Origin of the sequence: Allorhodopirellula heiligendammensis (assembly GCF_007860105.1) — a bacterium.
Lineage (GTDB): Bacteria > Planctomycetota > Planctomycetia > Pirellulales > Pirellulaceae > Rhodopirellula > Rhodopirellula heiligendammensis.
This window is the reverse complement of the sequence record NZ_SJPU01000001.1, coordinates 546,720-572,253: the sequence shown is the minus strand read 5'-3', so window position 1 is coordinate 572,253 and position 25,534 is coordinate 546,720. Positions and strand designations below refer to the sequence as shown.

Here is a 25,534-nt window from a genome sequence, read left to right as displayed (position 1 = left end):
GCTCGCCCGAGCGTGGAATTGAAAGTCGCCCGCGTTCCTTTTACCGTCTGGCGACGATGGCAAGACAGAAAACGATGCTGACTCACCGCGGCTCAATCCATGTCAGGTTTCTTGTAGAACTTGCTCAAGTCGAATTCTTGACGCTGTTCCTGTTCCATGAGCTTGATCCGTGATTCCAGCCGTTCGATGCGCCGGAGCATTGCGGGGATCGTGTCGCGATCCGTTTCGACATGCACGGGACGTGGAACCGGCGGATACCCCAAATGCCGCTGCATCGCACCAAACAGGTAGACGGGATCCTTGCGGCGGTTCGCCAACGCGATCCGCCCCTCCTTCTCACCGAACAGAAACGGGCCTTTGCCCTCAAGGTCTAACCCTTCGGCGCTGAGCCGGCGTCGATACTCATCGCTGGCCAAGAACAGCAGGTCAGCCAAGTCGACCAGCCCCACATTGGCGCGAAGGTTCAGCAACCATTTCGCCCAGTCCGCATTGTAAATAGGGTCACTGCTCATCGCGGTGAGTCCGGCGTCATAGCCGAGGCGATTGCGTGACAGAACTTCAAACTGGAAAAAGAAAAAGCCGCTGCGAGCGCGCTGCGCCATACCATCCGCTGTCAGTACTCCACCACGAGGTACAACCTGGAACGACTCCCCTAAATTGCCAGCCGTGTCAATGGACTCGAGCCGCGCGGTGTAGTCAGCACGCAATTTCGCGTCGGCCTGTAACACCTGTAACGCCAGATGGATCGAAAAACGCCCGGTTTCTCGTTCTGATTCTCGAATCAGGAATGTTTGAAACGAGGAAAAATAATGCCCTAGCCGTGACATCGCGTCGCCCATCAAGCCCGAGTGCCGCAGTTCCGTCAGCATGTACTCGATCGCCATCGGTAACCGCGTCGTGGCGAGCAACTCGTGCCTGAGTTGAGCGAGCAGTTCCTGCATTGGTGTCCCGACCGCGATGCGTTCACGCACGAGGTCGAAGAGGTAGGCCTGTTCGACGTATTCAGCGTTATCGAGCATGAGGCTCACTGTTCAAGTCGGAAGATCGTCGTGCCCAGTGGCGGTAATGTGACGGCAATGCTATCGGGGCGTTCGTGATGTCCGATCCCGCGGGTCTGGCAACCGGGATAGTTGCCCACGTTACTGCCACCGTATGCTTCGCTATCACTATTGAAAACCTCTTTCCAGAACCCCGACTCAGGCACCCCAACAGGATAACCTTCTCGGACGACTGGTGTGAAATTACAGCAAACCAGCAGCGGGGCATGACCGGCGTCGCCTTTGCGCAGATAGACCAGCGTACTGTCCTTCGCGTTCTGGCAATCGACCCACTCGAATCCTTCTGGACCAAAATCGAAATGGTGCAGAGCAGGGTTCTCGTTCACGAGAAGATTCAGATCCGAGATGAGCTGCTGGATGCCTCGGTGGGTCGCGAAATCCAATAACAGCCACTGCGGTCCATCGTCTTCGTTCCACTCGTTCCACTGCGCCAATTCGCCGCCCATGAACAAGAGTTTCTTGCCAGGATGCGTCCACATGTACGAATAGAGCAAACGCAAGTTGGCGAATTTCTGCCAGATATCACCGGGCATTTGGCTGATCAACGAACCCTTGCCATGCACCACTTCATCGTGTGAGAGCGGCAACATGAAGTTTTCTGTGAACGCATAGATCAAGCTAAAGGTGAGCTCGTTCTGGTGATACTGGCGATGGATCGGCTCGTTGCGCATGTACCGGAGCGTGTCGTTCATCCATCCCATGTTCCACTTGTACGTGAACCCTAACCCGCCATCGCTGGTCGGCTTGGAAACGCCTGGCCAAGCAGTCGATTCCTCTGCCGCGGTTACCACGCCTGGGAAGTTTTCGTGCACAGCATCATTGAACTCACGCAGAAAATCGATTGACTCGAGGTTCTCGCGTCCGCCGTAGCGATTGGGCACCCACTCGCCGTCATTACGGCTATAGTCGAGGTACAACATCGACGCCACCGCATCGACACGGAGCCCATCGATGTGATACTTATCGAGCCAGAAAACCGCGTTCGCAATGAGGAAGTTCTTGACCTCGTTGCGACCGAAGTTAAAGATCATCGTCCCCCAGTCGGGATGCTCGCCTTGACGCGGGTCGGCGTGCTCATACAGAGGCGAGCCATCAAACCGACGCAGCCCATGATCGTCTTTGGGAAAGTGCGCCGGCACCCAATCGACGATGACGCCAATGCCATGTTGATGCAAATGATCTACGAAAAACATGAAGTCTTCGGGTTTTCCATGACGACTTGTCGGAGCATAGTAACCCACGCTTTGATAGCCCCATGAGCCTGAGTAGGGATGCTCGCTGATCGGCATCAACTCGACGTGAGTGAAGTTCATCCGGATGCAGTAATCCGCCAATCGTCGCGCCAGATCACGGTAGTCCAACCATCCATTCGTACGACCAGCACCTTTCTGCCAGCTACCCAAATGAACTTCGTAGACGTTCATGGGCGCGTGCAGCGGTTCGAAGTGACTGCGACGGTTCATCCAATCACTGTCGCTCCACTGATACGAGTTGATATCTGTAATGATATTTGCGGTCAGCGGCGGTAGTTCCGAGGCAAATGCCATGGGATCGCATTTATCCATCCAGTGACCGTGCTGATTGTGGATACGAAACTTATATCGCTGGCCCACGCGGGCGGCGGGCACAAAGATTTCCCAAATCCCGAGATGGGGCAGCTGGCGCGCGGCATGCTGACGCCCATCCCAGCCATTAAAGTCTCCGACCACCTGCACGGCTCGGGCGTTCGGTGCCCACACCGCGAAGTTCACACCGGGCACGCCGTTAACGGTGCGCAATTGGGCTCCCAGACGTTCATAGATCCGATGGTGCCGCCCTTGGCCGATGAGGTACCGATCGAAATCGCTCAACAAACTCGCTGTTGCGTACGGGTCGGCTGTTTCGGTCGTATTGCCTTGTCTGTCAATCATTTCGACTTTGTAGTTGCTCTCAGGAGTTTCATCTAAGATGGCCTCGAACACGCCCTCGGGGTGCAAACGCCGCATGGGACGCTTCATTCCAGAAGCCGAGTCAATCAAGAAGATCGAATGGGCTTCGGGCTGAAACATGCGAATCGCGGTCGCGGGAGTACCACGATAGTCGACCGAGTGCCTACCAAGCAAACTGCTGGGATCGCCGATGCTACCGTCTAGGAGCGATTGGATACTCGAGAGAGTGAGTTGCGTATTCATAACGAGCGTGCGAACCGAAAGTGATGGGTGACCGGAATTGGTTTGGAATTGATATCGAATAAAAAAATGAGGCTAGGGTCCCGATTGACCGATCATGGCGATTCGATGCGCCCGGTGACTGGTATCGACCGCTGACTGCAAGAGCCAGTCACGCAGACGATTGCCGCTGTGCGGTGCCGGTGGCGCTTCATGAGGCGAATCGATTCGATGGGGTACTCGGCCACCGGCAAGCGACCCCGGCGACGCGACGGTTAGACTGTTCTGCGGGGCGACCGCGTCCGGACGGCTGACCATTCTCGCCGTAAGCAAACAAGCTTGAACTTCATGGATACAGAGGGCAGAGTCGATCCGTCGCCACAAATCAGCATGCTGCACCTCCACCCGCCGCCCAAAATGATCCCACACGAAATCACTCCGCCGCCAACGCGGCAATGAATCTGTCAGGGAGCGGATCAGGTAGCGATTGTGACTCAGTAACGTGACACCCGAAGGTCCGTCAATGGCCTCCAGACCGCGAACTGCCGCTAATAGGGTTAAGCGGTTGAGATCGCCCCGCTCGTAGTCCTCTGCCTCCAAAATAGGCTCGCCGCCCGCGGTCTCGATGGCGAACTGCCAGCGTCCATCATCTAAATTACTGCTCTGGGCAGAGACGACCAGCAGCAATGAAGACAAATTCGGCGCCGGTGCCGAGGCAGTATCGAGATCAGGCTGCAGCGCCCGAGCAACCGCTCGCTCGGCGAACTGCAGACGATCGAATGCTAACGAATCGGACGCGATGTTAATGGAGTGCTGAGCCATAGTTAGTTTCCATCCGCCCGTCGGCGGTGTGCATGCAAAGGGACCGTCAGTGTGCTCAAAATGTCGGCGGCGGCCTGAGTCAGCTCGGAGGGGGGTGAACTCGAGACTCAGGCCGCCGCCAGCGATCCGTCGACCGACGGATCATGGCACGTGCGTTGCCGACTGTGCGGGAGGGATACACAACTCGGACGCGACTCGTCGGGCAGCGGCTTGGTGCCACCACTGCCTCGACACAAGAAGGTTTCGTCAAACTCGGCCGCTTCCCCAAAGTCAGCTTGCCCGAAAATGTCGCACTAGCTTGCCACCGGGCCAAACAACCGGCACAGTCCGCACGACCGCCAACCTTTGTCAGCGTTCGCTGACCCAACGGCGGTTCCCACCGACCACCGACGATCGATGTACAATTCCGTCACTGGGTCAAAACGGTGCGCTGGGTAAAGGTTACCTCCGCTCAACCAAGTTCAGATTGACGCTCTTCATCGAAATCGAAACGATTGCATGATCAATATACGGACAACATTGCGAGATCGATCGTTACTCTTGCTCGTCTTCGCAATGCTCCAGGTGAACCTCGGGGGTGTTGCGAACGCTCAACAACCTGCCCAGCAAGAACGCCCTTCAGATAAACAGACCGTTCGTGGTTTCGGTGCCATCGGCGACGGCGTGGCTGACGACACTGCTGCGATCCAACGTGCTGTTGATTCACGGGTCGGTTCAATCCATTTTCCCAAAGGAAAGTATCGCATCACGCGGCCGGTTGTCGTTGATCTTGAGCTTGTCGGGCCAACCTCACTGGTCGGCGATGGAACGCCGCAGGTCATCATGGCGGGCGCGGGACCGGCCTTTCGAATCGTCGGTACCCACGGCGGTACCGCAGCGCCCCACACTGTCCAAGACAACGTTTGGGAAAACCAGCGCACCCCGATGATTGACGGAATTGAGATTGTCGGTGCGCACGAGCATGCCTGTGGGATCGAAGCCGACGGCACAATGCAATTGACGGTATCTCGCGTGGTTGTCCGGAGAGCATTGCATGGCATCCATCTCGTCAATCGCAACCGCAACGTCGTGCTATCAGACTGCCATCTCTACGAGAATCGTGGCGTGGGTGTGTTCTATGACAACGTCAACTTGCATCAATCCAATATCGTCGGATGCCATATCAGTTACAACGAACAGGGCGGAGTCGTGATTCGCGGAGGCGATGTCCGGAACGTCCACATCGGTACCTGTGACATCGAAGGCAACATGGGCGGCCAAGGATCGCAGCCGGCCGCCAACGTGCTATTGGTCTCCGGGGAAGGCTCAATCGGTGAAGTTGCCATTGTCGGGTGCACGATCCAACACACCCACGACGCTCCCAATTCTGCAAATATTCGCATCGACGCGAATTCAAATCCGCAGGAATTCACACCAGAGCGTCGCCACGGCAACATCACCATCGCCAATAATATTCTGTCCGATGTGCAGTACAACATTGATATTAAAAACGCGCGTGGCGTAGCGATAACTGGAAACACCATCTGGAAAGGGTACACAGCGAATGTGCAGGTGGCCGACTCGCGAAGTATCGTGATGTCAGGTAATGTCTTCGATCGCAATCCACGCTACTTGTATGGAGATGCTTCCTCGGCAAAACTCGCGATCACGTTTGAACGATGTGATGGCTGCACCATCAGCGCAAACCATATCGATGGTGTCGGAACCGGAGCGGCGGCAATGGTGATCCGGAACAGCCGTCACTTTAATATCGCCAACTGTACGATCCTCGACTGTGGGAACTGTGGCATCTTGCTAGACAACGTGTCCCGAAGTCGTGTCTCCGATTGCCTCATTGGCCACCTTGACGAGGAGGCCGAACATGCTGCATCGATCCGCGTTGTGGGCGGGCAAGAAAACCAACTCGCGAATAACCTGTTGGGATACGATCTCCAAATATCTGACGTTACAACAAATGTCACGGCTGACTGATCTTGCTCGCCACCTCCAACAATTGCGGTGTCGCGAGGACGGATCGAGCGGATCTTGAAATTCACTTTTCGCTGTTCGGAATACACTGCGGAGATGAACGAACTTGGTGTCGAGATAACTGATTCAATGGATACACTTCTCGAGCGCGTCGAAATGGTTTTGCTGAAGACCAACGACGACCGACCGCACCTCGAACAGGTCTTAGCCGTGTTGAAAGCAGGCATGCCCATTTTCATCGACAAGCCGGTCGCTGGTGCGCAGCGCTCGCGAAAAAGTCGCCGATCCTCCCGCTGATCCAGTGGTGGACCAGCGGAACACCCCACTAAAAGCAGCACAACTCACCGACAGACTCAATTCCCTTTCAGGAGAGATTCAGTATGCGTTTTCTACTCGTGGTCGTCACAGCCCTCACGCTCGTTGCCTCCGTCGTCGCTGGCGACAATGCCGCAGATGACGGTAAATTGCGAATCATTGTATTCGGTGCACATCCTGACGATGCCGAATATCGTGCGGGTGGCTGCGGTGCGATGTGGTCAAAACTTGGCCATCATGTGAAATTGGTTTCAGTAACCAATGGGGACATCGGCCATTGGGCGATGTCCGGGGGCGCACTTGCGAAACGTCGTGCGGAAGAAGTTCGCAAGGCCTCTGAGATTCTGGGGACGACATCGGAGGTCATGGACATCCACGACGGCGAGTTGATGCCGACGCTGGAGAACCGTCGCGCGATCACGCGACTAATCCGTGAATGGAATGCTGATGTAGTGATTGCTCACCGACCGTGGGATTACCATCCCGACCATCGCTACGTCGGCGTCCTGGTGCAGGATGCTTCGTTTATGGTCACCGTTCCTTTCTTCTGTCCCGACACACCGCCTCTGAAGAAGAATCCAGTCTTCCTGTATGCAAGCGACCGGTTTAAAAAGCCATACCCATTCACGCCCGATATTGCGGTCTCGATTGACGCCGTGTTCGAAACGAAAGTCAACGCGATCGCTGAACTGGAGTCACAAGTGTTTGACGGCGGTGCACTTGGCAACGCAGAAATCGCAGCCGAAGCTCCGCCGGCTCGAATGAGAGACTTGCGGCTGGCTGAAGTGACAAAAACGTGGCAAGCTCGGTCCGGAAACGAAGCGGATTCGTATCGCAATGCGCTCGTCCGTTGGTATGGGGAAGAAGACGGAAACGCGGTCAAGTATGCTGAAGTGTTCGAGATTTGCGAATATGGTCACCAGCCGACTGAGGAAGACATCAAACGCCTCTTCCCATTCTTCTCTCAAGCTCATTCGAAATAGCGGAGAGGCGGACGGTACGGCAGAACGACAGATCGCAATTCAATTGGCTTCAATTCGTCGCCTCGTCGGCTTGCTGACTCAGGCGAATCGCCTCGAGGCTGAACAAGCCGACGGGCTCGTCGTTGTCGAAGTAACACCAATCGCAAACATCTGCGATTGGAAATTCGACTTGGCTGCCGAGTTCAAGATCACCGAGGTCGATGGGGTCGTTAGCGAGCCTGCCGTGCACGTACTTGGGTTCGAGCCCAATCACATTGACCCAAATGAATTCGGTTGAGCCTCCCTCGGTGATACGTGCTTTGACCACGAATTTTGAATCATCTTCTACAGTCGGTGATCCTCCACTCCGTTGAAACGCGGCAACAAACTCAGGCCATCGGTGTCGTGCTGTCGCGACCGCCGCTTGCATCGCAGGATCATCGTCGGCAATCGGAATCACTGGCGCGTTGTCTTGTTGCGAGAGTTCTTCATATGCGCCTGGCGTCAGCAATCGGTCGGCCATCTCGTCTGACCATACGTTGATGTCCATCGATTCAGGCCGGACGACGGCCAGAGTGTCTTCGTCGGCCAGCGCCACGAGCAGGCGGGCTACCGTTAAATACGCCGCGTTCATATCAGGGCGTTCATCGCCTGGAGTCAGTAAATCGACGGATAGCCAGGCATGGTGGTCTGCCACCGCTTTGCGCAATCGGAGTTCGCCGATTGCTTCGACCACCTCCGCCTTATGCTCCCAGTAGTCCGCATCCATATTGTGGACCAAATACATGCCAGTTGGCGATTTGATTATGAACAATGGACTCTCGCCGACCACAAATCCATCGCCTGACGGACTCTCCTCGTTTTCGGGATCGCCTGCCTCCGAACCACTTGCACCGGAGTAGTCGCCTCCCCAAGCCGCTTCGACAAGTTTTGCTAAGATGATGTCTTCCAGATACTTCTGTTTTCGCTGCAGCAACACCAGCGAGATCATTGGCTCGTCTTTCTCGGGATCGTCATTGTCCGCATTCAATGGGGTCTTCGATCGTGAGTATGCGTGACCAGACGTTTCGGCATCTCGCAGTTGCCTAAGCCCCTGAAAGGATTCATAGCTAAGTTGGGCGAATGCCAAACAGTAGACGAGAAAACGCCAGTGAAAATCACCCAACATACGAGTGGCGTGTAGCACGGCCATGACGCCAAAAGCCAGGAACCCCGCCCACAGGCCAATGCTGACCTCCTGCCAAATTAAGATTCCGATCAGTAGGAAGAGGCTTCCGATCACGATGAGCGTCGGTTCGGTGCCGCTAATCACGCCGACGCCGAGCAACAGTCCGCCGATCACTACGGCCCACAGGCTGGTCCAAGCCAACCCAAATCGAGGTTTTTGCAAAGGAGGTTTCATAGAATCAGCCTTTTCGAAAATGGGAACAGATTGGGTGGAACCGCGGACCGTTTGCACATCCGAGCAGAGGCATAGTTATAACGAACCGCCTCTCCCCAAGGGCTATCCGATGCTGCGTTTGACGTTTCGCTCACATTTCAGCGCGCAGTCGTAACAGATCTTAAGTGTCCAGGGGCAAACTCGATGACGAAACCTATCGCTTAGAAATTTTGATGGACAACGACACCTGTCGAGCGTCCGCCCCGATCGATAGGCGGCATCCAATGCCCCAAACTACTCCGTGCAATCGACTGGCAAATCCCATTCGTTCTGGCCAAAGACTGTTACGTCGACCGACAGTCTAAAACACAACCGCTGCTGAGTAGACTGGGGTAGAAAGAGAAGGCACGAAGCCGTGTGTTGCTGTCCCTGCTTAGTGTAACCAGTGGTTTAAATTCTCACGCACAAACGAGTCGTCGCTCAGATGAGGGTACGCGGCAATCACTCGATCGATTTCTGCAGACTGGCCTGGTGAGAGCACTTCTGCAGGATTCAAACACCACGTCCCCGGCAACAATCCTTGCCGCCTCAGAACTTCGTGAATTCCGGGGATACAACCAGCAAAATCGTTGGCAGCATCAAAGAAGGCTGCGTTGCAATCGGTCACTTCGATACTACGGCACAACAACTCCTGCGGAATGCCTTCACCGCGATCGAGCACGCCATGAATCTCATCGAGCAACTTGACTGCCGCACGAGTCCATACGCTCCAGTGCCCGAGTAGACCACCGCGAATACGAACGGACTTGATTCCCTGCGGAGTGACGATGCGGTATGGAGTCAATAGATCCACGACGATGTTATCGTCATTCCCGGTGTAGAGAGTGATGGATTCGTCACGGCCCGCATCGCAAACCGCTCGCACGACATCCAGCGTCTGATAACGATTGAAGGGAGCCATTTTAATCGCGATCACGTTGTCAATTTCTGCGAACTCACGCCAGAAATCATACGGCAACACGCGACCGCCAACGGCGGGTTGTAAATAGAAACCAATCAGCGGCATGACCTCAGCCACTTCCTGGCAATGGGTCAGCAGCTCGTCGATGCTGCTATCTGCCTGCGCCGCCAGACTCAACAAGCAAGCGTGATATCGCTGCGACACTGCAAACTCTGCTTCGCCGATCGCCTGAGAGGTGTTCCCGCAGACGCCAGCGACCTTGAACAGTTCTCGGTCTTGGGAGCCGGCATACTCGTCCATGACTTCGGATGCGAGTCGCAGTACCGGCTCAAACAATCCGATCGCCCGATCACGGATGGCGAATTGGGTCGAATGGACTCCCACCGCGATACCACCAGCCCCCGCATCGATGTAGTAGCGCGTCAACGCGGTCTGATGCCTTGGGTCGAACTGTCGATCTGCATTCAATGCCAAAGGCTGTGCTGGAATAACCAGTCCACTGCGAACGGCAGCACGAATGGCGGCGGGCAGGTCGCTAACATTCATTGTTTCAATATGCTCCGTCACTAACTTCAAAGTGAGTTGGTTTGCCCAGCGAACGACCACCCGACTTAATCCAGTGAGCTTGCCAGCGGATGAGTTGTTCGGCAGTGACCGATGGACGTCCAAACAGTTTCACCGCTTGAGAGCTGTCGCTTAGGTACGAAGTTTCGCCCGGCGTTGATGAAAATCGGACCGGTTTTTTGAGCAACTCACCCAGTTGACGAGCAACGTCCTCGGTGAAGAGGGTCTCAGGCCCGGTCACGTTGAGAATGTTTGCCGGGGTCGTGCAGTGTGATAAACAGCGCAATGCTTGTTGATTGGCATCGCCCTGCCAAATGATATTGAAGGCTGGGGAGGAATTGTCGACAGGCTGATCATGCCAGATCCGCGTCGCGATATCGTGCAACACACCGTAACGCAAGTCGATCGCGTAATTCAAGCGATACAGACAAACCGGCGTTCCCCACACGTTGCTGGCGTACTGAAACACTCGTTCGCGGCCCAAACACGACTGAGCGTACTCGCCGACTGGCGCCGGTGCAACGCGTTCATCGGGCATGCTGTCGGCGCGAGCGAGTGGGTAGACACAACCGGTCGAGAACGCGACGATGTTGGCATCGCGATAGTGGTCGGCAATATTCGCAGGTGCCAACGTATTGACGGCCCAGGTCAGCGGTTCGTCGCCTGCCGTTCCAAACTTACGCCCCGCCATGAACAAAACGTTGCGTACCCGAGGAAGTTTTGCGATCTCAACTCGGTCCAGCAAATCGCACTGAATTGTCCTGACTCCGGCGGACTCCAAGCGCTCTCGCGTGCCAGCATCGGAAAATCGAGCGACGCCGTAGATACACTTCGGAACAGCTGCTTTTTCAATCGCTGCGGCAGCCAACTGGCCCAGACTGACGCCCATCTTGCCGGCGATCCCCAAGATGATGATGTCGCCGTCGAGATTACGCATAAACTCAACCAGTTCATCGGTCGGCTGGGAAAGTAACGCATCCAGCTGCGATTCGGTTTCGATTAAGTCATGCAAAATCAGAGGCTTTCTTGGAAGGAGATAGTTTTGAATCACGCCGTCGATCCTACATCACCGCGGCAACTTGAACGACATCATCGTTGGCTTGAATGGAAGATATTTCACGCCAATGTCACGCACCTATTTGTTGGCAGCTGTTTCAAACACTATCCTAACCGTCCACGGCCGAACTGTGCCGCCCGCCCCCGCCATTTGCCGAATGAATCTGCATGTCCGAAAATTCTAAAGCTGTCGCCGATCATCCCGTAGCCTGGTATCGACGAATTGGTCCGGGCTTGATCACAGCATGCGTGGTGATTGGTCCGGGCAGCATCATGACCAGTTCCACCGTGGGCGCGAACTACCGCTACTCGATGCTGTGGGTCGTCGTCGTTTCCGTTACTTTCATGCTCGTCTACATGACGATGGCAGCCAAACTGGGGGCGGTATCGAGTGTTTCACCATGCGACCTGATCCGCCGCAAAGCAGGCCGCCCGCTGGCAATCTTGGTTGGCTTCATCGTTTTCTTCATCTGTTCGGCATTTCAGTCAAGTAACAATACCGGGGTTGTCGCAGCTTTCGAGGCATTTGTTGATTCCAAGCCGTTGGTCGTGGCGCTTGTGGTGACCTTCAATGCGATCGCGATCATGTTCTTGTTCTTGTTTAAGAACCTGTACAAGGTGATGGAGCGGCTGATGATGTTTTTCGTCGCTGTGATGCTGATCAGCTTCGCGATTAATTTATTGGTACTCCGCCCCGACCCGGTCGCGATGGCGAAGGGTTTCATACCGAGCGCCGGCACGATCGACTTGGCATTGCTGGCATTGATCGGAACCACGTTTGTAATTGCTGGGGCGTTTTACCAAGCATATTTGGTCCAGCAAAAAGGCTGGGACGTGCAGCAGGTGAGGACTGGCATTCTCGATGCGAGAGTGGGTGCTGTCATTATGGCCTTGATTACGATCATTTTGATGTCAACCGCTGCCGCCGGACTGTACACGGGCTCGCCCGTTACGCTGGCTGACCCAGTGGCAGTTGCCGAGGCGCTCGAACCCACCTTCGGAACCAGCTGCAAGGTCATCTTTTGCCTGGGCTTGTTCTGTGCAGCCTATTCATCATTTCTCGTGAATTCGATGGTGGGCGGCTTCATCGCGTCGGACGGTTTGGGTCTCGGCAGCGGTAGTCATGACCGCTGGCCACGCATCATGACCACTCTCGTCTTGCTAAGCGGAATGACTGTGTCTCTGGCTGCGTTAGTACTCGACTTTGACCGGACTCCGACGATCATCATGGCGCAAGCGGTGACCGTCGTGGGGGCTCCCCTGGTGGCAATCGTCTTGCTCTGGTTGGCAAGCAGTAAGGATGTGATGGGAGATCAGGTCAACGGTCCGGTCACAAAGACCATCGCAGGAATCGGCCTGGTTGTACTGCTAGCAATGGCCGCAAACACAGCATTGGTGTCAATACCGAGCAAGGTCCGACAGTACCGTGAAACGCTGAGCAAGACTACGATGCAAGCGGCACCAGCAACATCCCAAATCCTGGAAACCGACCAACGCTAGCCGGGACGATCGGTACAATACACTTGCTCGTCCTATGAACTTTTATCGCGGCCTTGCAGGAAATTCACCGATGAACGATTTACATCTCACGCGACGACAACTCGCTAGCGCGACCGCCGCCTTGGCGACCGCGTCGATGCTGCCTAGTTCTCTCAGCCAGCCACAGGTCGCCAATGCCAGCGAACCCGAATTGGCCGATGCGAGAAAGCGGCACCCCAATCCGATTGCGGTCTCGACCTATTCATATTGGCGGTATCAAGACAACAGCAAATTATCGATTGAGGAGTGTGTGAATCTGGCGGGAGATGCAGGGTTCGATGCCGTCGAAATCCTGCATGTCCAGATGGAAGACGAATCGCCAGGGACATTGCAGCGAATCAAGCAACGCGCCTTCCGACTGGGCTTGAGTTTGTGTGGGCTTTCAACACACCAATCATTCGTGACGCCCGATCCTGTGCAGCGTCAGGAGAACGTCCAGCACACGATTCGTTGCATCGAGCTGGCTTACGCGATGGGGATTCCAACCATTCGCGTCAATACCGGCCGCTGGGGCACATCGGGCGACTTCGATGAATTGATGGCGAACAAGGGCATCGAACCGCAACTGGAGGGTTATACCGATGACGATGGATTCGCTTGGGTTCGCGAGGGATTCGAGAAATGTTTGCCAACGGCTGAGAAGTGCGGCGTCGTACTCGGGCTGGAGAATCACTGGGGGCTCGGTCGGACCGCCGCGGGTGTTCTGAGGGTGCTGGGCAAGGTCAATTCACCGTGGCTGCGTGCCACACTGGACACTGGCAATTTTTTGGAGAACCAGTACGAGCAATACGCACAGCTCGCACCCGAAGCGGTCTTCGTTCAAGCGAAAACGTACTACGGTGGCGGTACGTGGTATTCACTCGACATCGACTACGATCGTGTCGCCAAGATCTTGCGTGATGTTGATTACCGCGGTTATATTTCGCTCGAATTTGAAGGCGGTGAATCTTACAAAACCGCAGTCCCCAAAAGTCTCGCCATGCTTCGCAAAGCATTCGCGTAGTCAGTCTGGTTCTACCGGCGAACGGTTTTCCCGTCTGCTCAGTCATCGTCGGCTTGGATAGGTGTCTGGTCCTCGTTCTTATCGGAGCGGGGGCCTGATTCGGCAGCATTGAATTCCGCTTGCTTGCGCACCTCTGCGAGTGTCTGGAGTAAAGTTGCGCGATGGGCGATCGTGGCCGCATCACCGATGTCCAGCCGCTGCAGTTCTTGTAGCGACTCGATTGCGTGCATGACTTGTTCTGGATCATGCTGAGGAAAATGCCTCTGAAGGTAGCCCTGTTCGCGGGTTCCCTGATACCAACCCTCTTGCCGCAAGGCGATCTCGTCAGCTTGCACCAACAATCTATCGACGATCCAACGTGGACACTGGGTGTTTTCGATCCCAGCGATGAGTTGGGCGATCGTGGGTGATTGACTGTCTCGGTCAGGGAATCGAGGCGGCGGGTCCCAAACAATTGGAAACACTTGCTCACCGCCTTTCTGCATTTTATCGATTGCCTCGACGACGTGCCCACCACGGAGCAGCGTATCAACCTCGGTAGCCCGGTACAAACGCGGCTGGAACACGACAGCACTTGCCAACAATAAAGAGGACGCTGTGATTGGTAGCCACCACACGCGACGACGCATCCGACCGTTGAGCGCAGGCAGTTCATTTCCAGGAGCATGCTTCCCACGGAGGACACCGATGGCCACCAAGCCGATAACAAGCGTCGGGATCACACCGTAGTAACAGATCATCGCGACGCCGCCCTGGTAGTCCACCAAAATCTGCTGTGCCTGCGTCAAGCGGATCCCGCCCATGATGGAAACCATGGATAGATTTGCCGCCAACAGTGCCACAAACGCAATCATCATGCACGGCAAAAGCACCCATGACATCACGGCGAGCATCGGGACACCGAACTGAATGGCAACGACGCGGCTGAATAACAGGACACGCCAGATCGAAACAACCGAAAGCATCGTCAGGTTGAACTTCAATGCCGTTACTTCATCAGCCATGCTCTCTATCGGGATCGCATATAACCACGCCAGCGGCGCGGTCATCCAGTAACCCGTCATGAACACACGATAGTCTCGCCACACGCTTGGGCTGTTCCGACCGATGGAAACGAGGCCAATCATCACGAACAGAAAAACGATGGAACCAATCAATAGCGAGGCAGCAAAGGGCGCTACGAGATCCCGCGGGTCATGCAGCCAACTCACCGCGTCATATTCTCGCGCGATAGCGGCAGTCGCTACCAACGTGAGTGCCAGCCAGATTGCCTTCGGGCAACGCAGCACGCGCTGGATCGACGATCGGACGCCGAATAGGAACAGCAGTGGATCTCGGAGTCTCAGGGTGGTCATCGTGTCCTCGCAATCGCTCGAATGGATTTTTGAATCTTGTCGCGTCTTCGCTGCACATCGTCGCGAAATACTCGGGACACGAGATCGTGAAATGCGTTCTGCAACTGCTCGGCCGTCATCTGATCGGGTTGATAGACAACATCGAACAACGTGTAGCGAGAGAAGTCGCCGGGCAGAAGTCGACCGGCGGCCTTGAGGGAATCATAGAGGCTGGTGCCGGGAAACGGGGTTTGCAGCGTCAATTGGACTTCTCCCATCGAGGCGGTTTCCAAATAATCTCCGAGCCTCTCGATCGACTCAGGCGTTTCACCATCGGCACCGACAATGAAACACGCATTGACTATAATTCCAGCGGCTTGAATGACGTCGACGGCATCGATCATACGCTGCCAAGCCGCCGTTTTGGCGCCCATTCCTCGATAGCGAAAGACACTCGACTCCAAACCGATCAAAATTTGTCGACATCCGCTGGCCGCAATCTGGCGCAGCAGATCGGGGCGTTCGGCAATTCGCCAATCCGATTCGGTGAACCACCGGGCACCACATTGGCGAAGTGCGTCGAGCATCGGCCCATGATCCCGGTCGCTGGCGAATGTGTTGTCATCGGCCAGCTCGATCCACGGACGCTGGCGCATCGCGGTGATGGCGGCAAGTTCGCGTTCAATTTGATCATTGGACTTCGTCCGTGGTAGCCCCAGCAGGCGGCTGGCGGCGCAAAATGAACATGCCCACGGACAGCCTCGCATCGTCTGCAAGGTATAGCGGGGCGGTGCATCTGGCCCAATTAAATCCCAGCGTGGTGTGGGCGATTTCGCTAGGCAGTAGCTCCCATTGGCGGAGTAGCGAAGTTGCATCTGGCCCGCGACGATGTCGGACAGTAACCTTGGCAGCGTCACTTCGCCGTCGCCGCTGGTGACAACATCGAAATGTGGCTCACAGTGCGAGGGTGCCGCCGTTGCGTGTAGACCACCAACAACCGTGACGATTCGCTTTTCGCTGACACGCTGCCTGCGAACCAGCGCACTGATCCGCGCCGCACGGTCCACTGCGGGTGTCAGGCATGAGAATGCAACGACATCGGGTCGATGATGCAGGATCCGATCCACGATATCCGCCTCATCGTCCCTGCCATCGTCGCTCACCAAGTCGATGTCCCAATCCGCTGGCGCGGTCGCTGCGATTGTCAGCAATCCCAGCGGTGGCAGCTGAGCAAGTGCGGAGGCCCGCCGGGCGAGTCCCGGCAGGCTCATTCCGCGGGCGAGCAACTCGTCGTGACCCACCCGCAGACAGCTCATCGAAACGAGGGTCAGCCGGTGCCGTTTGTTGATCACGAAGGATTGTTTTTGCTAGTTGCTAACGCGTTCGACGTATTCGCCGGTGATCGTACTGATCTTGATGACATTGCCTTCCTTGATGAAACCAGGCACCAGAAACTCCGCACCTGTTTCCATTTTGGCCGGCTTGGTCACGTTCGTGGCCGTGTCGCCCTTGGTACCAGGAGCCGTTTCCACGACTTCAAGCTGCACATGCTGGGGTGCTTCGACAATGATCGCCTGGCCATTGTAGAGCGTCATGGAACATTCCATGCCGTCTTTCAGGTATTTCCAGATGTCGCCAGCGACGTCGGAGGTGACCTCGTACTGCTCGAATGTTTCCCCATCCATGAAAACGTAGTCTTCGCCCTGACGATACAGGAACTGGACGGTGGTGGTTTCAACGTCTGCGGATTCGAGCGAGTCACCGCCTTTGTAGGTCCGGTCAAGGGTGGTGCCACGGATCAGATTTTTCATCTTGCACTTGTACATGGCGTTGCCTTTCCCGGGTTTGACGAACATCATCTCGGTCATCAAATACGGTTCGCCATCGATTTGGATCTTCAGGCCTTTGCGAAAATCGCTTGTATTGTAACTTGCCACGGGCGGCTCCACTCCCAAACGGAAAAGAAAGTCAGTGATTGTGAATCGGAAGGCAAAGAGTTTAACGAGCGAGGGTCAGGTTGTCCCACCCCATGCGGACAAAGATTTTATGTCTTCAATGGACCTCGCCGATCCCGCTGGGCAGCAGGTTCCACCCGCCGATGATGACTGGCTCGATTCCATGCGTCTGGCGATCCGCTCAACCACTGAGCTGCGACGCATGCTGGGACTGGCAACAACGATCGCAGGGGGGCCAGACTCCACGCCCGCTGAGACATCGATTGACGACGAAAACCACGGTTTCCCTGTCTTCGTTCCGCGAGAATTCGCCGCTCGCATGCGGCCGGGCGACGAGACGGATCCCTTGCTGATGCAGGTCATGCCAACCCACGCCGAGGGGGTCGAGGTGGCTGGGTTCCATGCGGATCCTGTCGGCGATCTACAAGCCAACGTCGCGCCAGGGGTGCTGCACAAATACGCTGCTCGAGCGCTCGTGATCACGACCGGAGCCTGCGGAGTGCACTGCCGATACTGCTTTCGCAGAGCATTCCCCTACCAGGAATCTGGATCACGCAGCCAAGCGTACGAGCCCTCCTTGGCATACCTACGGGAGCGACGCGACCTCGAGGAGGTCATCTTGAGCGGTGGCGATCCGCTGACAATGACCGATGCCGCCTTGGACGCCTTGATCTCAAAAATCGAAGGCATCGAGCACATTGGGCGACTGCGAATTCACTCGCGAATGCCGATCGTAATCCCGTCGCGGGTAAATCGATCGCTGATCGAGCGTCTGCGTGCCTCCCGCTTGACGGTATGGATGGTCGTTCACAGCAATCACGCCGCAGAGATCGATGGTGAAACCGCTGCCGCACTACAGCGGATGGTGGATGCTGGGATTCCGGTCCTCAATCAATCCGTGCTGCTGCGAGGCGTCAACGACTCCGTAGAAGACTTGGAATCGCTCTCGCGAGCGCTCATCGATTGCCGCGTGATACCCTACTATCTGCATCAGCTCGACCGCGTTGCCGGTGCCGCCCACTTCGAAGTATCTCCAGCGCGTGGTCGGGAGCTGATTGAACAGCTAGAATCGAGGTTGCCTGGGTTCGCAGTGCCCCGCTATGTCAGCGAAATTGCCGGCGAGAAATCCAAAACGCGGTTGTAGACACCACCATCATGAGAAGTCCGTGAATACGCACGCGTCCCGATCCCTGCAGCCAACACGTTGGAATTTTCTCGCCGGCTGGGGACTGAAAAACAACCCTGTGTTGCAGCGAGAACTGCTGGTGAATCTGCGGACGAACCGCGCGTTCATCCTGTTGGCGGTCTACCAGATCCTGCTCGCAGCGGTCACGTGGGTTGCGTGGCCGTCTGATGATCACTTGGACTTGACTCAGAATCCGCCGTCGGCCCGCCGCTTGGTCGATCTGTTTTTCCTGGGTCAGTATGTCATCGCCTCGTTGATCGCCCCCAGTTTCGCGGCGGGCACCATCTCGGGAGAGAAGGAGCGTCAGACCTACGAGATGCTGCTGGCAAGTCCCCTCCGTCCAGGTGCCATCGTGATCGGAAAACTGGTGGCGGCGCTCACCCATCTGGCATTACTCATTGTGGCCTCCCTGCCGATCATTGTGCTCTTCCTACCGCTCGGCGGTGTGAGCGTGTACGAGGTCGCCGCGGCATACCTGGGACTGTTCGTCTCGGTAATTTTGTTTGGATCGATTGGCGTATTTTGCAGCAGCTATTTTTCTCGTACTAGCAATTCGCTCGTCGTCAGCTACCTCATCATTCTGCCCTTGGTGATCGGCGGTGTGCTGATGTGGCAAGCCCTCGCGGCAGACGGCTTGCTACGATTGAAGGTGATCGTATTTGTCGTCCCCGCCTTTGCCATCTCAGCAGTGATCTTGATGTGTGCGGCGACGGCCAGTCGGTTGCTCTATCCTCCCGATGTCGGTAGCGAAGGCAAGGAGATTGTGGATTTGGAACAGGAAGCCGCCCAAGCAGTTGGCTTGGTGATCCAGCCCGACCAATTCCCCGACCGCTTGTTTGCTCCGCCACGCCGCGATTCATTGATGGAGGATGGGGCCAATCCGGTGTACGACAAAGAAATCCACGGCGAAATCTTCAGCCAAGGCACCTTGATGCTACGACTGGTCATCCAGATCAGCATCTTGCTCGCAATTCCGCTGATGGGTGTACTGCTGTTCTGGAAAACGCCCCTGGCTCCCTGGTTCGCCGTCTACGTGATCGTTTTTAACCTGCTCGTCGGGCCCGTCTTCTTGGCTGGCGCGTTCACGAGCGAACGCGAGCGGCAGACGCTCGACATGCTGCTAACGACGACACTTTCACCCTGGCGGATCTTTTGGGGAAAGTTTGTAGTTGGGTTCCGCGTCGCGTTTGTCCTCACCAGTTTTCTGGTTTGGCCGATGTTGCTTGGTCTGCTCCTGAATCCGGATTTCTATTCCAATTGGGGATTAGTTGCCGGCATGTTCGCGATCCCAGTCATGGTGGCAATCGTCAATGCATTCGTGGCGATCACCGCATCACTTTATCAGGTCCGGACGTCGATGGCGTTGATGACGACCTATGTCGTATTGCTCATGCTGTACGTCGTCCCAGCAGGTTTGAATACGCTCGTCACGACTCTGAATCTGCCGGCAACAACCCAGCGAGTTGTGGATTTGATTGGCGTGAGCAGTCCATTTCGAGCTCTATTCGCGTTGCCCATGGATCATCATCTGTTGCGGGTTGATGAGGTTTCCCAAGCCTACCCGGGAAACTATGTATTGGTCCTCGGTTACTTCGCCTGCAGTGTCGCAATCATCGTCGTCTCACTGATCTTAATTGCTGCTAAAATGAAGCGTTTGGGTGGCCACCGGGAGTGAACGTCAACGGCCTGAGTGGATCTTGCATGAACTCGCATGGACTAACATTCCTAACATCGGCACTGACGGTAACGATCGTCACGGTGATCCCCTCGTGGACGCCAGCACGCGGGGCAACGGACACTGTTAACGCGCACGGCCAACGTGAATTAGGGCTAGACGACCTCCCCGCACCACCCGACGAATTCAAAAGTTTACTGCATCGAGGCAACGTGACGTTTTTGATTGGCGGCCAACGGCCCTCAGTGGCCAATCCAAGCCGTCCGACAAGAGATGTCCAGAGGCGTTTCGACGCCGAGACTCGCTACCACATGAGTTTCACTTATAAGAGCCGCTGCCGGTGGGCATGGGCAGACACATCTCGCTCGCAGCGACTGGCGATCGGGGTCCGGTACGACAAGATCGAGTTGAACACCGAACATCAAATCTGGTTGCGGCAAATGCCCAACCGCGACACTTTCTGGGAGTCGCCTTTAGTCCGCCACGAACTCGATCACCTGCGACTTTCGAGCGATCCACGGTTAACGACTCGCTTCGTCACGGCGGTCAAAAAACGAGGTCGCATCGAACTGACCCGCGATCAGACCACACTCCTGCTCGATTCTGCCAAGAAGCGTTACGAAACGCAGGGACGACGGTATCGCTCCATTCTGGATGTGCTCGATTCCGACGATGCACAGCAGTGGGTAGATGAGCAACTACAAGCGGAGTTCGATCGAACGGTGGAGCTCGTCGAAATACGCTACCAGGAGCTCGACCAGATAACGGACCATGGGCGGCACCCCGTGCCCGAGGATGGTCCACTGAGTCAATTGCTCGCCCCTCGGGAGGAACCGTGAACAATCTTTTAACAGCGAACAATCTTTGTCCGTTGCGGTTGCATTCTGGTCACCCGATCGGGTTCGGCTGAGTCATGGAATCATGATTTAAGATCACCGGTCGAGTGGCCTCACTCACGACACTGTGGCATCGTGCACCAACCACCGCTTCATTCTGGCCAGCCGAATCGCGTATCCCGATACCTTGATCCCGTTAAACGAGGATGCGGCGGAAACGAGCCGGATGGCAAGAACCTCAGCCATCGTGCCCGATCAACCTGGCGAAGACCAAGTAGAGGATGCGTCTACCGATCTTCTGATCGGAGACTGTGCGGCGATGCAAGAGGCTTATCGGTCGGTCGGAAGGGTGGCACGGCAGAACGTGACGGCCTTGATTCTGGGCGAAAGCGGGACTGGAAAAGAAGTGATTGCGCGCGCGATCTACCAATACAGCGAACGAGCCTCGGGACGCTTTCTCGCCATCAATTGCGCCGCCATCCCGGAGACCCTGCTCGAGAGTGAATTGTTCGCACACGAAAAAGGTTCGTTCACGGGCGCAGATCGGAAAAAGGTTGGCAAGTTTGAACTATGCAACGACGGTACCTTGTTCCTCGATGAGATCGGCGACACGACGCCCCTGATGCAGACGAAGATTCTGCGGGTATTGCAGGATCAGTCCTTCGAGCGAGTCGGTGGTACCGAAATTATTCACACCAATGCGAGGATCATCGCTGCGACTAATCGCGACCTCGAGCAGGCGATCGAGCTAAAGGAGTTCCGCAGCGATCTGTTCTATCGTCTCGTTCTATCGTCTCAATGTCTACGCAATCGAGCTTCCGCCACTGCGCCATCGTGGTGACGACATCCTGATGCTGGCCAAATACTTTCTGCGTCGTTTTGCCGCAGAGCTTGGCAAAGACGTGACCGGTTACGCAGCTGAAACGATGGAGCTGATCTCGCAGTATCGCTGGCCCGGGAACGTCAGAGAACTGCAATCTGTGGTAAAATATGCCTTGCTCGAAGCCACCGGTCCCGTCATCTTACCGGCTCACCCACCTGTAAGTGTGCAAGACTACACGCCGCATCGCACCACAACGGCGACACATGACAACAAGGCAGATGACCGCGGACTCGATCTTCCTGCTCTCACGCGCGAGCTACTCGCATCGGGAAGCGAGGATATCCATCGGAAATTGGTTAGCATGGCAGAGAAAGAGATTTTTGCCGAAGTCCTCAAAGCGACTAGCAATAACATGACTCAAGCCGCCCGACACCTGGGCATCACACGAACCACGCTCCGCGCCCGCCTAGAGTCGCTCGGGATGTCCCATGAAAAATCCCGCCCGCTTCGATAACGATCACAGAAACCAATGATGTCAAATAAATCAGCAAACGAAGTGACGGCCGAACGCAAAGCCAAACGATTTTATATCGGTTTGGTGCTGCTGCTCTTCGCGATTCAGTTCACGATCCTCGGCACAGCTCTATCACTGGCGATCGGGGACCCCGCCCTCGCGGTCGTCCCCGACTACCATCAAGCCGCGCTTGACTGGGACTCGACCCATGCCGCTGCGGGAGCCGCTGAAAAAATGGGCTGGAAAACGCGAGTTGATGTGTCCGACGTGGCCGACGGTCATGGATTGCGAGCAGTCGATGTAGTGATGCGTGATCACAACAACCAGCCGATCGCTGACCTCAAAATTCATGGCAGCGTCTACCATCATGCCGACGCCAATCAAGTCGAACGATTTGAGATGAAAAATGTGGGAGCAGGCCGCTATCTCGCGATGCCACCAATGCGCCGCCCGGGACTGTGGCAACTCGAGCTCGACATCGAAAACGCGGGGACGCCCATGACGCTCTCTCAGACGTATGAGTTTTAAGCAGATAGCTCATAACTCTACACAGGCTACTGTTCGTCTCAGAACAAACTCGCCGGTTCGGCCTTCAATAGTTTCCGCAATGCGAACACGCCCGCGGCATTGCACATCAGCAGCGAAAGTGTCAGCACCAAGGCAACTCGCAACCAAGTCATGTCGATCGCAATGCCTGAGGCAATTGACGTCACATAGTAGAGAACGAGCGACAATATCAAGGCAGGTGGAAACGCGAGCACCGCGAGTAGCGACGACTGCGTCAGCAAAGTCTTGATCAGAAACCGGTTGCTGTACCCGATCGCTTTGAGCGTCGCGTATTCGCTCAGGTGCGCCGTGACGTCTGCCGCCAGGATCATGTAACTGATCACGCCCCCGACCAGTACTGCCAATGCCACACCGATGGCGAAGATCATGCCGATCGGCGTTTGCGTATACCACATCTGTTGTTCACTGGACTTGGCTTGGTCAAGCGTGATGGCAACCGCATAGGCCGATGTGCCGCCGAGAGATTGCAAACGTCGATTGATGGCCTGCAATCCAGCATCGATCCGCTCGGAATCAGCGAGCTGGATCAAGACCAGTGAGACACGGTTTTTGTGTCCCCCTGGAGTCAATTTTTGAAATGTATCGCGGGACGACAGCAATGCTCCATTGGCTGCCAACCCCGTCCCCATCGCAAATGTCCCCTGGATCGTCGCTTCACTGCCCGCTACGTCGGTCGTCACGCCGATATCATCGCGACCAAACCGGCCCCCCTGCTGCGGACCAAAATCCGCACCGCTGGCATCGTCGATCAGCACCGCTCCGACAGGTCGCAGCGATGCACGCGTGCCCGCACTCAACTCCGGCAGAACGAATGCGGGTTCATCCAGGTCGATTCCCATCAGTGCAATGGCTCGAAATGAATGATCCTGGGGATTCTGCCACTGAGTGACGCCGATATCCAGCGGAATCACACGGCGAACCTCCGGCAGCCCAGCGAGCCACTTCGGCAATTCCCCTCTGAGGGAAGCGGGGTCATAAATACTGAGGTAGTCTGGAGACCGCACAATCACATCGCAACGCAGCCGGTCATACACTACCGTCGCGGTGTCACCTACGCTGCCGAGAAAGCCAAGTTGCATGAACATGAGCAGAATCGCAAATCCGATTCCACCCAGCGAGACGATGGTGCGGATCGGGGTATCGGCAAGATTTCGCCATGCCAAGTGAGTCCGTCGTGACGGCGGTACAGGCCCGGGTGCCCCCGCCGAATCATCCGTATCGGTTTTCGTAGGTGTGATGTTCTCCTCTGGCCGAGACGTCACGGCATTCATGTCGACCGCGCACCATCAATGGGTTGATGCTCATCTGGATCCATACTGCGGGGATTCGATGAGCCCCCAGCAGGTAAATCCCTAGCAGCGTGATTGTCGGCATCCATAAAAATCCGCACATTTACTTGCATTTCAATCCGCTCGGCCGCCGTGGCGGTGTCGGGTGGAGCGATCTCGATGATCACCTTCGCCGTATAACGATCGACCGGGGCCAACGGGAATGGACTGGGCATGGCGGGCGTCGCGATCATGGGTTCGATTCGCCGGACAGTGCCATGCAGAGTACGGGCGAGTCCCGGGCTCTCGATCTCAGCGGTCTGGCCACGCTCGATGCGTCCCAGATCTGCCACGTTTATCTCAGCGATGCAGACCATCTTGCTCGTGTCCGCTAAATGCATCAGTGGCATCGTCGTGGTGGCTTGGCCTGGCATGGTATCGATCGACAAGATGCGCCCCGCGGTAGGGCTGACCAACTGGGCCGCTTTGACGTAGAGACGCAGCAATTCAATTTGTTTCTCCAGCGACGCTAGCGAGCCGGAGGCCTTGGCCGCCAACATCGACTTCTCCGCAGCGATGATCTCTTGCTCGGCAGCAGCAACCGATAACTCCGCCGTTTCAATGGCGTCCTGGGCATCCACCTTGGCAGCTTCGTATTGAGCACGCGTCTCGCTGATTCTTAGAGACTCTTCGTCGAGCTTGTTTTCCGACACCAACCGTGCTGTTTTAGGGTCGTTCGAAGCCGAACGCAGCTGATCTAGTTTACGTTGCCCCAGTTCAGCGGCCCGCCGGAGTAGATCGAGACTGCCGCCAGGCCCTTCCGCAATTTTCAGTTTCCCACGCGACTGCTCAACCTGGGTCCGAGCCTGCTTCAACTTGGCCTGGGCAACCTGCAAACGAGCAGTGGCCGATGCCTGCTCAGCCTGAAATTGGGCGCGTCCTTCTTCCAGTTTCGTTTCCGCAACATCAAGTTCAATCTTCTTCGCACGCAAACTTTCTAGTTCGATCAGCAAGTCCCCCGCAGCGACCATGTCTCCCTCCGCCACGGCGATCTTCGCCACACGATCGCCCGGTGGCCCCATCACCGCCAACACACCCTCCTGCGGCGCGAGCTGTCCCTGCGCACCGACGAAGGTCAGGCCGGGTTCATCGGCACTGGTCGCCTGTCGATCTCGCGGTGGCTGACCAGAAAAGAAACCGGCGATCCCACCATCGCAACCGATCACCGCCATCATCGTCACGCTCGCAACGCCAACGAACACGCTGACCCGAAATTTCCCAGTCGCACATGAGAGAGTCCGCAGTGGGGCGTGGATGAATCGAAACCGCATCGAAAAATCGTGTTTAATAAGAAAATGAACAACAAAATGAGTAGCCGAGTCTCTCCGAAACTCGAACGCCCCCCTCAGACACATCCTCGGGAAGCCCCCTCTCAAACGCATCTAACCCAACCGCCAACCGTAAAATACTTACCGATCCGCTCCCGATGGAGTCATTCACGGTCAGACCGTAGAATGGGTGAGTCCAGGAGCCCTCCTCGACCCGGCCAACCGGGAATGATCTCAGTGTAACGCCGTTTCCATCTCCTTACTGCGCGAAA

The 25,534-nt window shown here is 56.1% G+C and carries 22 protein-coding genes; 11 read left to right on the top strand and 11 right to left on the bottom strand.

Features of this window, described 5'->3' with window-relative positions; all coding sequences use genetic code 11:
- Positions 1-92: 92 nt before the first annotated feature.
- The 3 genes from Poly21_RS02210 to Poly21_RS02200 all read right to left on the bottom strand — a co-directional run bounded on the left by Poly21_RS02210 (position 93) and on the right by Poly21_RS02200 (position 4,027).
- Complete coding sequence (locus Poly21_RS02210; protein WP_146405394.1) at positions 93-1,019, bottom strand: hypothetical protein; 927 nt, start codon at positions 1,017-1,019, stop codon at positions 93-95.
- Between the two features lie 5 nt (positions 1,020-1,024).
- Positions 1,025-3,229, bottom strand: coding sequence for a 1,4-alpha-glucan branching protein GlgB (gene glgB / locus Poly21_RS02205; protein WP_146405393.1), 2,205 nt, complete (start codon positions 3,227-3,229; stop codon positions 1,025-1,027).
- Positions 3,230-3,301: 72 nt separating this feature from the next.
- Positions 3,302-4,027 carry a ribonuclease H family protein gene (locus Poly21_RS02200; RefSeq protein WP_146405392.1) on the bottom strand — a complete coding sequence of 242 codons (726 nt, stop codon included), beginning with the start codon at positions 4,025-4,027 and terminating at the stop codon, positions 3,302-3,304.
- Positions 4,028-4,525: 498 nt separating this feature from the next.
- Between Poly21_RS02200 and Poly21_RS02195 the strand changes: the two genes are divergently transcribed.
- The 3 genes from Poly21_RS02195 (at position 4,526) to Poly21_RS02185 (ending at position 7,293) form a co-directional block, all read left to right on the top strand.
- Complete coding sequence (locus Poly21_RS02195) at positions 4,526-5,998, top strand: right-handed parallel beta-helix repeat-containing protein (protein ID WP_146405391.1); 1,473 nt, start codon at positions 4,526-4,528, stop codon at positions 5,996-5,998.
- 93 nt (positions 5,999-6,091) lie between these two features.
- The gene (locus tag Poly21_RS02190; protein ID WP_146406787.1) at positions 6,092-6,292 is read left to right on the top strand and encodes a Gfo/Idh/MocA family oxidoreductase; all 201 of its coding nucleotides are present in this window, start codon (positions 6,092-6,094) and stop codon (positions 6,290-6,292) included.
- 83 nt (positions 6,293-6,375) lie between these two features.
- Positions 6,376-7,293: a PIG-L deacetylase family protein gene (locus Poly21_RS02185; protein ID WP_146405390.1), complete on the top strand. Its 918-nt coding sequence runs from the start codon at positions 6,376-6,378 to the stop codon at positions 7,291-7,293.
- Between the two features lie 49 nt (positions 7,294-7,342).
- Here Poly21_RS02185 and Poly21_RS02180 read toward each other — a convergent pair whose 3' ends face one another.
- From Poly21_RS02180 to Poly21_RS02170, 3 genes are all read right to left on the bottom strand, one after another.
- Entirely contained in the window at positions 7,343-8,674 is a 1,332-nt protein-coding gene (locus Poly21_RS02180) for a DUF2314 domain-containing protein (protein ID WP_146405389.1), read from the bottom strand.
- A gap of 412 nt (positions 8,675-9,086) precedes the next feature.
- Positions 9,087-10,181 carry a dihydrodipicolinate synthase family protein gene (locus Poly21_RS02175; protein WP_302117277.1) on the bottom strand — a complete coding sequence of 365 codons (1,095 nt, stop codon included), beginning with the start codon at positions 10,179-10,181 and terminating at the stop codon, positions 9,087-9,089.
- Positions 10,165-11,190: an NAD-dependent epimerase/dehydratase family protein gene (locus Poly21_RS02170; protein ID WP_302117275.1), complete on the bottom strand. Its 1,026-nt coding sequence runs from the start codon at positions 11,188-11,190 to the stop codon at positions 10,165-10,167. Before Poly21_RS02170 ends, Poly21_RS02175 begins: the two co-directional genes overlap by 17 nt.
- 212 nt (positions 11,191-11,402) lie before the next feature.
- On the opposite strand from Poly21_RS02170, the gene Poly21_RS02165 reads away from it, so the two are divergent.
- Together Poly21_RS02165 and Poly21_RS02160 are read left to right on the top strand one after the other, a co-directional pair.
- Complete coding sequence (locus tag Poly21_RS02165) at positions 11,403-12,734, top strand: Nramp family divalent metal transporter (protein WP_146405387.1); 1,332 nt, start codon at positions 11,403-11,405, stop codon at positions 12,732-12,734.
- A gap of 70 nt (positions 12,735-12,804) precedes the next feature.
- On the top strand, positions 12,805-13,776 hold the full coding sequence (locus Poly21_RS02160) for a sugar phosphate isomerase/epimerase family protein (RefSeq protein ID WP_436967467.1): 972 nt from the start codon (positions 12,805-12,807) through the stop codon (positions 13,774-13,776).
- A gap of 38 nt (positions 13,777-13,814) precedes the next feature.
- Here Poly21_RS02160 and Poly21_RS02155 read toward each other — a convergent pair whose 3' ends face one another.
- Genes Poly21_RS02155 through efp form a run of 3 tightly spaced genes read right to left on the bottom strand, consistent with a single transcriptional unit; the run spans position 13,815 to position 17,047 of the window.
- Positions 13,815-15,131, bottom strand: coding sequence for a hypothetical protein (locus tag Poly21_RS02155; protein ID WP_146405385.1), 1,317 nt, complete (start codon positions 15,129-15,131; stop codon positions 13,815-13,817).
- The gene (locus Poly21_RS02150; protein ID WP_302117272.1) at positions 15,128-16,462 is read right to left on the bottom strand and encodes a B12-binding domain-containing radical SAM protein; all 1,335 of its coding nucleotides are present in this window, start codon (positions 16,460-16,462) and stop codon (positions 15,128-15,130) included. Before Poly21_RS02150 ends, Poly21_RS02155 begins: the two co-directional genes overlap by 4 nt.
- A gap of 15 nt (positions 16,463-16,477) precedes the next feature.
- On the bottom strand, positions 16,478-17,047 hold the full coding sequence (efp, locus tag Poly21_RS02145; RefSeq protein ID WP_302117270.1) for an elongation factor P: 570 nt from the start codon (positions 17,045-17,047) through the stop codon (positions 16,478-16,480).
- Between the two features lie 109 nt (positions 17,048-17,156).
- Here efp and epmB point away from each other — a divergent pair, with 109 nt between their 5' ends.
- The 6 genes from epmB (at position 17,157) to Poly21_RS02115 (ending at position 22,627) form a co-directional block, all read left to right on the top strand.
- Positions 17,157-18,209, top strand: coding sequence for an EF-P beta-lysylation protein EpmB (gene epmB, locus Poly21_RS02140; protein ID WP_146405383.1), 1,053 nt, complete (start codon positions 17,157-17,159; stop codon positions 18,207-18,209).
- Positions 18,210-18,255: 46 nt separating this feature from the next.
- Positions 18,256-19,926 (top strand): ABC transporter permease subunit, encoded by a 1,671-nt coding sequence (locus Poly21_RS02135; RefSeq protein WP_436967485.1) that lies wholly within the window; start codon positions 18,256-18,258, stop codon positions 19,924-19,926.
- Positions 19,927-19,952: 26 nt separating this feature from the next.
- Positions 19,953-20,765 (top strand): hypothetical protein, encoded by an 813-nt coding sequence (locus Poly21_RS02130; RefSeq protein WP_146405381.1) that lies wholly within the window; start codon positions 19,953-19,955, stop codon positions 20,763-20,765.
- A gap of 124 nt (positions 20,766-20,889) precedes the next feature.
- Positions 20,890-21,603 (top strand): sigma-54 factor interaction domain-containing protein, encoded by a 714-nt coding sequence (locus Poly21_RS02125; RefSeq protein WP_302117266.1) that lies wholly within the window; start codon positions 20,890-20,892, stop codon positions 21,601-21,603.
- Between the two features lie 10 nt (positions 21,604-21,613).
- Positions 21,614-22,099: an AAA-type ATPase lid domain-containing protein gene (locus Poly21_RS02120; RefSeq protein WP_146405379.1), complete on the top strand. Its 486-nt coding sequence runs from the start codon at positions 21,614-21,616 to the stop codon at positions 22,097-22,099.
- Between the two features lie 15 nt (positions 22,100-22,114).
- A complete protein-coding gene (locus Poly21_RS02115; RefSeq protein ID WP_146405378.1) occupies positions 22,115-22,627 on the top strand; it encodes a FixH family protein in 513 nt (170 codons plus the stop codon).
- Between the two features lie 38 nt (positions 22,628-22,665).
- Here Poly21_RS02115 and Poly21_RS02110 read toward each other — a convergent pair whose 3' ends face one another.
- Positions 22,666-23,937, bottom strand: coding sequence for an FtsX-like permease family protein (locus Poly21_RS02110; RefSeq protein ID WP_146405377.1), 1,272 nt, complete (start codon positions 23,935-23,937; stop codon positions 22,666-22,668).
- Positions 23,934-25,265, bottom strand: a complete 1,332-nt coding sequence (locus tag Poly21_RS02105) for an HlyD family efflux transporter periplasmic adaptor subunit (RefSeq protein ID WP_302117263.1) — start codon at positions 25,263-25,265, stop codon at positions 23,934-23,936. Before Poly21_RS02105 ends, Poly21_RS02110 begins: the two co-directional genes overlap by 4 nt.
- Positions 25,266-25,534 lie beyond the last annotated feature (269 nt).

Bases quoted from the DNA above. Each gene is read 5' to 3' on its own strand.
- Poly21_RS02160 (WP_436967467.1), top strand. From the start codon at position 12,805: ATGAACGATTTACATCTCACGCGACGACAACTCGCTAGCGCGACCGCC.
- Poly21_RS02180 (WP_146405389.1), bottom strand. From the start codon at position 8,674: ATGAAACCTCCTTTGCAAAAACCTCGATTTGGGTTGGCTTGGACCAGC.
- Poly21_RS02185 (WP_146405390.1), top strand. From the start codon at position 6,376: ATGCGTTTTCTACTCGTGGTCGTCACAGCCCTCACGCTCGTTGCCTCC.
- Poly21_RS02210 (WP_146405394.1), bottom strand. From the start codon at position 1,019: ATGCTCGATAACGCTGAATACGTCGAACAGGCCTACCTCTTCGACCTC.
- Poly21_RS02165 (WP_146405387.1), top strand. From the start codon at position 11,403: ATGTCCGAAAATTCTAAAGCTGTCGCCGATCATCCCGTAGCCTGGTAT.
- Poly21_RS02120 (WP_146405379.1), top strand. From the start codon at position 21,614: ATGCTGGCCAAATACTTTCTGCGTCGTTTTGCCGCAGAGCTTGGCAAA.
- Poly21_RS02105 (WP_302117263.1), bottom strand. From the start codon at position 25,265: ATGCGGTTTCGATTCATCCACGCCCCACTGCGGACTCTCTCATGTGCG.
- Poly21_RS02195 (WP_146405391.1), top strand. From the start codon at position 4,526: ATGATCAATATACGGACAACATTGCGAGATCGATCGTTACTCTTGCTC.
- Poly21_RS02155 (WP_146405385.1), bottom strand. From the start codon at position 15,131: ATGACCACCCTGAGACTCCGAGATCCACTGCTGTTCCTATTCGGCGTC.
- Poly21_RS02200 (WP_146405392.1), bottom strand. From the start codon at position 4,027: ATGGCTCAGCACTCCATTAACATCGCGTCCGATTCGTTAGCATTCGAT.
- Poly21_RS02115 (WP_146405378.1), top strand. From the start codon at position 22,115: ATGATGTCAAATAAATCAGCAAACGAAGTGACGGCCGAACGCAAAGCC.
- glgB (WP_146405393.1), bottom strand. From the start codon at position 3,229: ATGAATACGCAACTCACTCTCTCGAGTATCCAATCGCTCCTAGACGGT.
- epmB (WP_146405383.1), top strand. From the start codon at position 17,157: ATGTCTTCAATGGACCTCGCCGATCCCGCTGGGCAGCAGGTTCCACCC.
- Poly21_RS02110 (WP_146405377.1), bottom strand. From the start codon at position 23,937: ATGAATGCCGTGACGTCTCGGCCAGAGGAGAACATCACACCTACGAAA.
- Poly21_RS02190 (WP_146406787.1), top strand. From the start codon at position 6,092: ATGAACGAACTTGGTGTCGAGATAACTGATTCAATGGATACACTTCTC.
- Poly21_RS02130 (WP_146405381.1), top strand. From the start codon at position 19,953: ATGAACTCGCATGGACTAACATTCCTAACATCGGCACTGACGGTAACG.